The following is a 10,255-nucleotide window of genomic DNA, read 5'->3' on the forward strand; positions in this document are numbered from 1 at the left end:
CCCGGCCAGGGCGTCGTCGTCGAGCTCGGCCGCCACCACGCTGTGGCAGTGGTGGTCGACCAGCTCCGGGACGAGGGCCACCGGTCAGTACCGCCAGCGGGTGGCCGCGATCAACTCCTCGACGCCGACGGCCGCGTACTGCTCGGCCTCGGCCCGGCGCACCGCCAGCACCGCCTGGTACAGCGGCTCGCCGAGCGCCTCGCGCAGCACCGCCGAGCCGGTGTACGCGGCGATCGCCTCGGCCGGGCCCTGCGGCAGCCGGGGCACCGTACCGGGCTCGGCGGTGGCCGGATCCACGGTGAACTCCGGTGGCAGCGCCCGGCGTTGGTCCAGCCCGGCGAGGCCGGCGGCGATCACCGCGCCGATCGCCAGGTACGGGTTGGCGCTCGCGTCGAAGCACTTGACCTCGGCGTTCGCGGCGGCGGCGCGCTCCCCGGTGGAGCCGGTGACCAGGCGCAGCGCGGCCTCCCGGTTCTCCAGGCCCCAGCACTGGTAGGCCCCGGCCCAGCGCGAGGGCACCAGGCGCAGGTACCCGGCCGGGCTGGAGCAGCCCAGCACCAGCAGTTCGGGCAGCGCGTCGAGCACCCCGGCGAGGAAGCCCTCGGCCTCGGCGGTCAGGCCGTGCGGCCCGGGGCCGCCGTGCCCGAGGTTGCGCCCGTTCCGCCAGAGGCTGAGGTGCAGGTGCCCGCCGTTGCCCACCCCGTCGGGCTCGACCACCGGGGCGAAGGAGACCCGCAGGCCGTGCCTGGCGGAGACGGCCCGGATGGTGTGCCGGACCAGGACGGAGGTGTCGGCGGCGCCGACCGGGCCCTCGGGGGCGACCGAGACCTCGAACTGGCCCGGGGAGTACTCGGGGTGGACCTGCAGCACGCTCAGGCCCTGCTCGCCGAGGGCGCGCACGACGTCCCGCAGGTAGTCGGAGAGGTCGGTGAGCCGGTGCATGCCGTAGGCGGGGCCGTGCGTCGGGTAGGTGGGCGCCTCCTCCGGGGGACCGTCCAGCGCGACCACCCACTCGACCTCGATCCCGGCCTTGAGGCTCAGCCCGCGCGCGGCCGCGGCGGCCTCCATCCGGCGGGCGAACAGCCGCTGGCAGCCGGGGTGCGGGGCGCCGCCCTGGGTGTAGCGCTCCCCCGGCGCCCAGGCCCAGCCGGGCTGGGCGGCCAGGGGGACGATCCGGTCGAGGTCGGGGTAGAGCCTCAAGTCCCCGGTGGGGCCGCCGATGATCGGACTGGTGGTGATGACGTCGTCGGCGAGGAACACGTCGAAACAGGGTGCGGTGCCGATGCCCCACTCGGCCGCGTGCACCAGGCGGGCGAGCGGCACGGCCTTGACCCGGGTGACGCCCGCGTTGTCCACCCAGGTGACGGCGACCGCCTCGACGGCGGCGGTGCGCAGCCGGTCGGCGGCCGCCTCGGCCCGGGCGCCCCGCTCGGCGCGCGGGGGCAGCGCGACGGCGGCCGCGAAGCCGCCGAGGCCGAACGGCTCAACCTGGTCAGCCTGAGCGGCCGCAGTCTCAATGCCCATGTCACCATGCTGCCCCGCCCACAGGGCGGTTGTAACTCCCCCATCGAGTGGTCCGGCTGGACGTCCGTCCACCCGTTCACTCGTTCGGGGCGACGGCCGGCGCCGACCGTCGCGGCCGCACCCCCTTCCCACTTTCCGGCCACACCCCCTTCCTACCCGCGAGTAGCTTCGCTACAGTGACCGGCACGCACCATCGCCGGGCTTCGGGAGCCGCACCGGCGGGAGGTCGTGGTCGCCGTGTCCGCGGCGCCCGCGCCGGTGCGCTCTCACCGGCCGGTGCCGCGATCGGCGGCCGACCGGGTCTTCCTCCTCGTATCAGCGTCGCTTCCTTCACCCCTGAGCGCCTGAGCACCACGGCACACCCGCAGTTCGGCCGGAGCGGACCGGCCGCTGCCCGGGCACGCCGGAACCCGTCATCTCCCCAAAGCCCCCGCGCGCGGACCCTCCTCCGGCGCCGGCCGCCCCCGTCCCCCGTCGACGGGCGCGGCGGCCCGTCCGCCGGAGCGCGCGCGGGCCCTTCATGACTAGGAGTCAGGACATGGAGCGTCCCTTCCCCACCGTCGCCGTCGTCGGCCTCGGCACGATGGGTGCCGGCGTCGCGGTGGCGGTCGCCAGGAGCGGCCGCCGGGTGATCGGCATCGAGGCCACCGAGGACTCGGCCGCCCGGGCGCTGGCCCGGATCACGGAGGCGACCGCGCACGCGGTCGACCGGGAGCGGCTCACCGCCGAGGAGCGCACCGCTCTTCTGGCGCGGATCTCGGTCGGTCACACGCTGGCGGCCGCCGCCGAGGCGGACCTGGTGATCGAGGAGGTGCCCGAGCAACTGGAGCTGAAGCGCGGGCTCTTCGCCGAGCTGGACCGGATCTGCCCGGAGACGACCGTGCTGGCCACCGGCACCACCGCGCTCTCGGTGACCCGGATCGCCGCCGCGACCGCCCGTCCGGACCGGGTGCTGGGCCTGCACTTCTTCAACCCGGTGCACTCGATGAAGCTGGTCGAGGTGGTCCGCACCGTGCTGACCTCCCCGAAGACCGCCGAGGACGCCGCCGCCTTCGCCCGCGACCTCGGCAAGGAGCCGGTGGCGGCCGGCGACCGGGCCGGCTTCGTGGTGAACGGCCTGCTGTTCGCGTACCTGAACCAGGCCGCCGCGATGTACGAGTCCAAGTACGCCTCCCGGGAGGACATCGACGCCGCGATGCGGCTCGGCTGCGGCCTGCCGATGGGCCCGCTGGCGCTGCTCGACCTGATCGGCGTCGACACCGCGCGCACCGTGCTGGAGGCGATGTACGAGCAGTCCCGCGACCGCCTGCACGCGCCCGCCCCGATCCTCGGCCAGCTGGTCGCGGCGGGACTGCTGGGCCGCAAGTCCGGGCGCGGCTTCTACGCCTACGAGGCGCCGGGCTCGTCCCGGCCGGTGGACGCGGTGGCCGGCCCGGCCCGGCCGAAGGTGCCCGGCCGGACGGTGCGCACCGTCGGCGTCTGCGGCTCCGGCACCATGGCCACCGGCATCGCCGAGGTCTTCGCCAAGGCCGGGCACCCGGTGCTGCTGGCCGCCCGCAGCCAGGAGAAGGCCGAGAAGGCCAAGGCGCAGCTGGCCAGGTCGCTGGAGCGCTCGTTCGCCAGGGGGCGGCTGACCGGGGATCAGCGGGACGCCGCGCTGGCGCTGGTCACCCCGGTCGGCCAGTACACCGAGCTGGCCGAGGTGGACCTGGTGGTCGAGGCGGTCGCGGAGGACCTGGCGGTCAAGCGGGAGCTGTTCGCCACCCTGGACAAGATCGTCCGCCCGGGCGCGGTGCTCGCCACCACCACCTCCTCGCTGCCGGTGATCAGCTGTGCGACGGCCACCTCGCGGCCGCAGGACGTGATCGGCATGCACTTCTTCAACCCGGCCCCGGCGATGAAGCTGGTCGAGGTGGTCTCCACGGTGCTGACCGCCCCTGAGGTCACCGCGACGGTGCTGGAGCTGACCGCCTCCGTCCGCAAGCACCCGGTGGAGTGCGGCGACCGGGCCGGTTTCATCGTCAACGCGCTGCTGTTCCCCTACCTGAACGACGCGGTGCGGATGCTCCAGGAGCACTACGCGACGGTGGACGACATCGACGCCGCGATGAAGCTGGGCTGCGGCTACCCGATGGGCCCCTTCGAGCTGCTGGACGTGGTCGGCCTGGACGTGTCGCTGGCCATCGAGCGGGTGCTGCACCAGGAGTTCCGCGAGCCGGGCCTGGCCGCCGCGCCGCTGCTGGAGCACCTGGTCGCGGCCGGCTGCCTGGGCCGCAAGACCGGCCGCGGCTTCCGCGACCACGCGCGCCGGTGACCGCGCCGAGGGCCGGGGGCGGCACCGCGGACCCCGCCTGGAACCCCGGGACGGTGTCCGCGCGGTGGCCGAGACCGGCCGTGACCGGCCCGGTCGCGCCGGTGCACAGGGGAAGGGCCGCCGGTGCGCCGACGGGGCCGTGTAGCGTTCCGGGCATGGATCGGGTTCAGTCAGCCACTCCGCAGCACTCCGTCGGACCGCGCGGTGCCGACCGGTCGGCCCCCTCTGCCGGCGGCACCGGATCGGACGGCGGGCCGGGCAGCCGCCGGGCGGCGGCTCAGCGTCAGCAGATGCGCCAGGACCTGGCCGCGGCCGCGATGGAGCTGTTCGCCTCGCAGGGCTACGAGGAGACCACGGTCGACCAGATCGCCGCGGCCGCCGGGGTGGCCCGGCGCACCTTCTTCCGGTACTTCCGGTCGAAGGAGGAGGCGATCTTCCCGGACCACGACGACACCCTCGTCCGGGTGGCCGACCTGCTGGCCAGCGCCGAGCCGGAGGAGCACCCGCTGGACGTGGTCTGCCGGGGCATCAAGGAGGTGCTGCGGATGTACGCCTCCACCCCGGGGGTGTCGGTCGCGCGGTACCAGCTGATCCGTCAGGTCCCGGCGCTGCGCGAGCGCGAGATCGCCGTGGTGGCCCGGTACGAGCGGCTGTTCACCCGCTACCTGCTGGGCCGTTTCGACACCGGCGAGTCCATCCCGTCCGGCTGGCAGCGGGGCGGCGAGGACGACTCGATGCTGGCCGAGGTGTCGGCGGCGGCGGTCGTCGCGGCGCACAACCACGTGCTGCGGCGCTGGCTGCGGGCCGGCGGCCGGGGGGACGTGGAGGCGCAACTGGACCACTCCTTCGAGGTGATCCGGCGGACCTTCTGGGCGTCCAGCTCGCCGGGTGCCAGGCGCCGGGGCTCGGTGGTGGCACCGGGTGCCAGTGAGGTGTCAGGTGACGTGGTGGCGGAGAGCGCACTGAGTGCCAGCCCCGGAGGTGAGGTGCTCATCACAGTCGCCCGGACGGACGCTCCGCTGGACGTCGTGGTGGACAGCATCCGGGCCGCGCTGAGCGGCGCCCGGGACTGCTAGGAACGACATTTCCACAGGTCAGAGCAGTATCGAGGGCCCGCGCCGAACGATCGGCGCGGGCCTTTCGCATGCCCGCGCTACGCGCGTTCGGCACCGCCGAGAGCAGCCGGAATTCCTGACACCCGGTGTCTTTACGAGTGGCACAGGGTGCCACTACCTTGTTACCCACCAGTCGCGGCGCCGCGGCTCCCCACCTCGGCGCGCCGTCGTCCGGCGTTCCCACACCCCGGGAGCAGTGCCAGACCCAGCCCGGCCCACCACCGGGCGACCGCCTGACCGCCCACCACCCACCTCAGCGAAGCCGGTGTCCGCTCCCGGCTCCCCCAGACGCCCTGTGACCCTCGCACAGGTACGCCTTCGGAGGCAGCCATGCAGGAAATCCTCGACGCGATCCTCAGCCCCGACACCACGTCGGCGGACTTCGCGGCGCTCAAGCTCCCCGAGTCCTACCGGGCGGTGACGCTCCACAAGGACGAGGAGCAGATGTTCGCCGGCCTCGACAGCCGCGACAAGGACCCCCGCAAGTCCCTTCACCTCGACGAGGTCGCCCTGCCCGAGCTGGGCCCCGGCGAGGCCCTGGTCGCCGTGATGGCCAGCGCGGTGAACTACAACACCGTCTGGAGCTCGATCTTCGAGCCCGTCTCCACCTTCGGCTTCCTGGAGCGCTACGGCCGGCTGTCCCCGCTCACCAAGCGCCACGACCTGCCGTACCACGTGGTCGGCTCGGACCTCGCGGGCGTGGTGCTGCGCACCGGCGCCGGGGTCAACGCCTGGAAGCCCGGCGACGAGGTCGTCGCGCACTGCCTCTCGGTCGAGCTGGAGTCCCCGGACGGCCACGACGACACGATGATGGACCCGGAGCAGCGCATCTGGGGCTTCGAGACCAACTTCGGCGGCCTGGCCCAGCTCGCCCTGGTGAAGACCAACCAGCTGCTGCCCAAGCCCCGGCACCTCACCTGGGAGGAGGCCGCCTCCCCCGGCCTGGTCAACTCCACCGCCTACCGCCAGCTGGTCTCGCGCAACGGCGCGGGCATGAAGCAGGGCGACAACGTGCTGATCTGGGGCGCCAGCGGCGGCCTCGGCTCGTACGCCACCCAGTACGCGCTGGCCGGCGGCGCCACCCCGATCTGCGTGGTCTCCAACGACCAGAAGGCCGAGATCTGCCGCGCCATGGGCGCCGAGGCGATCATCGACCGCTCCGCCGAGGGCTACCGGTTCTGGAAGGACGAGAACACCCAGGACCCGCGCGAGTGGAAGCGCCTGGGCAAGCGGATCCGCGAGTTCACCGGCGGCGAGGACGTGGACATCGTCTTCGAGCACCCCGGCCGGGAGACCTTCGGCGCCTCCGTGTACGTCACCCGCAAGGGCGGCACCATCGTCACCTGCGCCTCCACCTCCGGCTACATGCACCAGTACGACAACCGGTACCTGTGGATGTCGCTCAAGCGGATCGTCGGCTCGCACTTCGCCAACTACCGCGAGGCCTTCGAGGCCAACCGCCTGATCGCCAAGGGCAAGATCCACCCCACCCTGTCCAAGGTCTACTCCCTGGAGGAGACCGGCCAGGCCGCCCTCGACGTGCACCACAACAAGCACCAGGGCAAGGTCGGCGTGCTCTGCCTGGCCCCCGAGGAGGGCCTGGGCGTGCGCGACGCCGAGTTCCGCGCCCAGCACGTCGACGCCATCAACCGCTTCAGGAACGTGTGAGACGGATCCGATGACTGAACCTCAGAAGCGCGACCGACCCTGGCTGATGCGCACCTACGCCGGCCACTCCACCGCGAGCGACTCCAACGCGCTCTACCGGCGGAACCTGGCGAAGGGCCAGACCGGCCTGTCCGTCGCCTTCGACCTGCCGACCCAGACCGGCTACGACTCCGACCACGTCCTCGCCCGCGGCGAGGTGGGCCGGGTCGGCGTCCCGGTCGGCCACGTCGGCGACATGCGCACCCTGTTCGACGGCATCCCGCTCGAACGGACCAACACCTCCATGACCATCAACGCCACCGCGATGTGGCTGCTGGCGCTCTACCAGGTGGTCGCCGAGGAGCAGGGCGCCGACATCGCCGCGCTCACCGGCACCACCCAGAACGACATCGTCAAGGAGTACCTGTCGCGCGGGACGCACGTCTTCCCGCCCGGTCCCTCGGTGCGGCTGATCACCGACATGATCGCCTACACGGTCGGCAACATCCCCAAGTGGAACCCGATCAACATCTGCAGCTACCACCTCCAGGAGGCCGGGGCCACGCCCGTCCAGGAGATCGCCTACGCGATGTGCACCGCCATCTCGGTGCTCGACGCCGTCCGCGACTCCGGCCAGGTGCCGGCCGAGCGGATGGGCGAGGTGGTCGCCCGGATCTCCTTCTTCGTGAACGCCGGCGTGCGCTTCGTCGAGGAGATGTGCAAGATGCGCGCCTTCGCCCGGCTCTGGGAGAAGGTCACCCGGGAGCGCTACGGCGTCACCGACCCGAAGCAGCGCCGCTTCCGCTACGGCGTCCAGGTCAACTCGCTCGGCCTGACCGAGGCCCAGCCGGAGAACAACGTCCAGCGGATCGTCCTGGAGATGCTGGCCGTCACCCTCTCCAAGGACGCCCGCGCCCGCGCCGTGCAGCTGCCCGCCTGGAACGAGGCGCTCGGCCTGCCCCGGCCCTGGGACCAGCAGTGGTCGCTGCGGATCCAGCAGGTGCTGGCGTACGAGTCGGACCTGCTGGAGTACGGCGACCTCTTCAACGGCTCCGAGGTGGTCGAGGCCAAGACCGCCGAGCTGCTGGCCGGCGCCGAGGCGGAGATCGCCAAGGTGCTGGAGATGGGCGGGGTGATCCCGGCCGTCGAGTCCGGCTACCTCAAGTCCAACCTGGTCGCCTCGCACGCCGCCCGCCGGGCCCGGATCGAGTCCGGCGAGGACAAGATCATCGGGGTGAACTGCTTCGACACCACCGAGCCCAGCCCGCTCACCGCCGACCTCGACACCGCGATCATGGTGGTCGACCCGGCCTCCGAGCAGTCCGTGCTCGCCGCCCTGGAGGCCTGGCGCGAGGGACGCGACGAGGCCGCCGTCCAGGAGGCGCTGGCCGAACTGAAGGACGTCGCCGCCACCGACGCCAACCTGATGCCGGCCACGCTCGCCTGCGCCCGGGCCGGCGTCACCACCGGGGAGTGGGCCTTCGCCCTGCGCGAGGTCTTCGGCGAGTACCGCGCCCCCACCGGCGTGGGCGGCGCACCCGTCGCGGTGGCCGCCGAGCCCGGCGGGGAGCTGGCCCGGGTCCGCGCCGCCGTCGCCGCCACCGCCGAGGAGCTGGGCTCCGGCAAGCTGCGCCTGCTGGTCGGCAAGCCCGGCCTGGACGGGCACTCCAACGGCGCCGAGCAGATCGCCGTACGGGCCCGCGACGCCGGGTTCGAGGTGGTCTACCAGGGCATCCGGCTGACGCCCGAGCAGATCGTCTCCGCCGCCGTCGCGGAGGACGTGCACTGCGTGGGCCTGTCCATCCTCTCCGGGGCGCACACCGAGCTGGTGCCCGACGTCCTCAAGCGGCTGGCCCGCGCGGGGGTGCAGGATGTCCCGGTGATCGTGGGTGGCATCATCCCGGCAGCGGACGGCGAGGCCCTCAAGGCCGCCGGCGTCGCCGCCGTGTTCACCCCGAAGGACTTCGGCATCACCACCATCATCGGCCGGATCGTGGACGAGATCCGGCTGGCCAACCGGCTCCAGCCGTGGACGCCCGCACCGACCGCGGCCACGAACTGACCAGCTGACCAGCTGACCACTGGGAAGGAACTGAACGACCCTCATGACTGCTGTGAACCGCCTGCGCCCGCGCCGCTCCTGCCTCGCCGTGCCGGGCAGCAACCCGCGCTTCCTGGAGAAGGCCCAGGGCCTCCCGGCCGACCAGGTCTTCCTCGACCTGGAGGACGCCTGCGCCCCGCTGGTCAAGGAGAGCGCCCGCCACACCATCGTCGACGCGCTCAACAACGGCGACTGGGGCGGCAAGACCCGGGTCGTCCGGGTCAACGACTGGACCACCCACTGGACGTACCGCGACGTGATCACCGTGGTCGAGGGCGCCGGCCCCAACCTCGACTGCATCATGCTGCCGAAGGTCCAGGACGCCGAGCAGGTCAAGGCGCTCGACCTCCTGCTCACCCAGATCGAGAAGACCATGGGCTTCGAGGTCGGCCGGATCGGCATCGAGGCGCAGATCGAGAACGCCAAGGGCCTGATCAACGTGGACGCCATCGCCGAGGCCTCGCCCCGGCTGGAGACCATCATCTTCGGCCCCGCCGACTTCATGGCCTCGATCAACATGAAGTCCCTGGTCGTCGGTGAGCAGCCGCCGGGCTACAACGCCGACGCCTACCACTACATCCTGATGCGCATCCTGATGGCCGCCCGCGCCAACGACCTCCAGGCGATCGACGGCCCGTACCTCCAGATCCGCAACCAGGAGGGCTACCGCGAGGTCGCCCGCCGTTCCGCCGCCCTCGGCTTCGACGGCAAGTGGGTGCTCCACCCGGACCAGGTCGCCGCCGCGAACGAGATCTACTCGCCCTCGCAGGAGGACTACGACCACGCCGAGCTGATCCTCGACGCCTACGACTACTGCACCTCCGAGGCGGGCGGCGCCAAGGGCTCGGCGATGCTCGGCGACGAGATGATCGACGAGGCCAGCCGCAAGATGGCCCTGGTCATCTCCGGCAAGGGCCGGGCCGCGGGCATGCAGCGCACCACCAAGTTCGAGATTCCGGAGGCCTGAGCTCATGCAGTTCGGACGCACCTACGAGGAGTTCGAGGTCGGCGCGGTCTACAAGCACTGGCCCGGCAAGACGGTCACCGAGTACGACGACCACCTCTTCTGCCTGCTCACCATGAACCACCACCCGCTCCACATGGACACCAACTACGCGGAGAAGACGACGGACTTCGGCCGCAACGTCGTGGTGGGCAACTACGTCTACTCGCTGCTGCTCGGCATGTCCGTCCCGGACGTCTCCGGCAAGGCGATCGCCAACCTGGAGATCGAGTCGCTGCGGCACGTGGCGCCGACCTTCCACGGCGACACGATCTACGGCGAGACCACCGTGCTCGACAAGTGGCCGTCCAAGTCCAAGGACGACCGGGGCATCGTCCACGTCGAGACCAAGGGCTACAAGCAGGACGGCACGGTCGTCTGCGTCTTCCGCCGCAAGGTGATGGTGCCGACCGCGACGTACATCAAGGAGCGCGGCGGCGAGCAGCCCGCCCGTCCGGAGCCCCGTTCCTGAACCGCTCCCCCATATAGGGGACACCCCCCAGAAGGACCCCGGACGGGGAGGCCGCCGTCATCGGCCGACCCCCACCCGG

The 10,255-nt window shown here is 72.3% G+C and carries 7 protein-coding genes; 6 read left to right on the plus strand and 1 reads right to left on the minus strand.

Going from position 1 to position 10,255, the window contains the following annotated elements; all coding sequences use genetic code 11:
- Nucleotides 1–84: 84 nt before the first annotated feature.
- Nucleotides 85–1,524, minus strand: a complete 1,440-nt coding sequence (locus tag J0670_RS18300) for a glutamine synthetase family protein (RefSeq protein ID WP_207812685.1) — start codon at nucleotides 1,522–1,524, stop codon at nucleotides 85–87.
- A gap of 538 nt (nucleotides 1,525–2,062) precedes the next feature.
- Between J0670_RS18300 and J0670_RS18305 the strand changes: the two genes are divergently transcribed.
- The 6 genes from J0670_RS18305 (at nucleotide 2,063) to J0670_RS18330 (ending at nucleotide 10,176) form a co-directional block, all read left to right on the plus strand.
- Nucleotides 2,063–3,838 carry a 3-hydroxyacyl-CoA dehydrogenase family protein gene (locus J0670_RS18305; RefSeq protein WP_207812686.1) on the plus strand — a complete coding sequence of 592 codons (1,776 nt, stop codon included), beginning with the start codon at nucleotides 2,063–2,065 and terminating at the stop codon, nucleotides 3,836–3,838.
- Nucleotides 3,839–3,993: 155 nt separating this feature from the next.
- Entirely contained in the window at nucleotides 3,994–4,914 is a 921-nt protein-coding gene (locus J0670_RS18310; protein WP_207812687.1) for a TetR family transcriptional regulator, read from the plus strand.
- Between the two features lie 369 nt (nucleotides 4,915–5,283).
- Entirely contained in the window at nucleotides 5,284–6,621 is a 1,338-nt protein-coding gene (gene ccrA, locus J0670_RS18315; RefSeq protein WP_207812688.1) for a crotonyl-CoA carboxylase/reductase, read from the plus strand.
- A 10-nt stretch (nucleotides 6,622–6,631) separates the two neighbouring features.
- Nucleotides 6,632–8,662, plus strand: coding sequence for a protein meaA (locus J0670_RS18320; protein ID WP_207812689.1), 2,031 nt, complete (start codon nucleotides 6,632–6,634; stop codon nucleotides 8,660–8,662).
- Nucleotides 8,663–8,705: 43 nt separating this feature from the next.
- Nucleotides 8,706–9,668: a CoA ester lyase gene (locus tag J0670_RS18325; RefSeq protein ID WP_207812690.1), complete on the plus strand. Its 963-nt coding sequence runs from the start codon at nucleotides 8,706–8,708 to the stop codon at nucleotides 9,666–9,668.
- Between the two features lie 4 nt (nucleotides 9,669–9,672).
- Nucleotides 9,673–10,176, plus strand: coding sequence for a MaoC family dehydratase (locus J0670_RS18330; protein ID WP_207812691.1), 504 nt, complete (start codon nucleotides 9,673–9,675; stop codon nucleotides 10,174–10,176).
- Nucleotides 10,177–10,255 lie beyond the last annotated feature (79 nt).

Source organism: Streptomyces sp. FH025 (genome assembly GCF_017427025.1).
Classification (GTDB): Bacteria; Actinomycetota; Actinomycetes; order Streptomycetales; family Streptomycetaceae; genus Kitasatospora.

Excerpts from the sequence above, each read along its gene's own strand:
- J0670_RS18300 (WP_207812685.1), bottom strand. The coding sequence starts at position 1,524 with ATGGGCATTGAGACTGCGGCCGCTCAGGCTGACCAGGTTGAGCCGTTC.
- J0670_RS18325 (WP_207812690.1), top strand. The coding sequence starts at position 8,706 with ATGACTGCTGTGAACCGCCTGCGCCCGCGCCGCTCCTGCCTCGCCGTG.
- ccrA (WP_207812688.1), top strand. The coding sequence starts at position 5,284 with ATGCAGGAAATCCTCGACGCGATCCTCAGCCCCGACACCACGTCGGCG.
- J0670_RS18320 (WP_207812689.1), top strand. The coding sequence starts at position 6,632 with ATGACTGAACCTCAGAAGCGCGACCGACCCTGGCTGATGCGCACCTAC.
- J0670_RS18310 (WP_207812687.1), top strand. The coding sequence starts at position 3,994 with ATGGATCGGGTTCAGTCAGCCACTCCGCAGCACTCCGTCGGACCGCGC.
- J0670_RS18305 (WP_207812686.1), top strand. The coding sequence starts at position 2,063 with ATGGAGCGTCCCTTCCCCACCGTCGCCGTCGTCGGCCTCGGCACGATG.
- J0670_RS18330 (WP_207812691.1), top strand. The coding sequence starts at position 9,673 with ATGCAGTTCGGACGCACCTACGAGGAGTTCGAGGTCGGCGCGGTCTAC.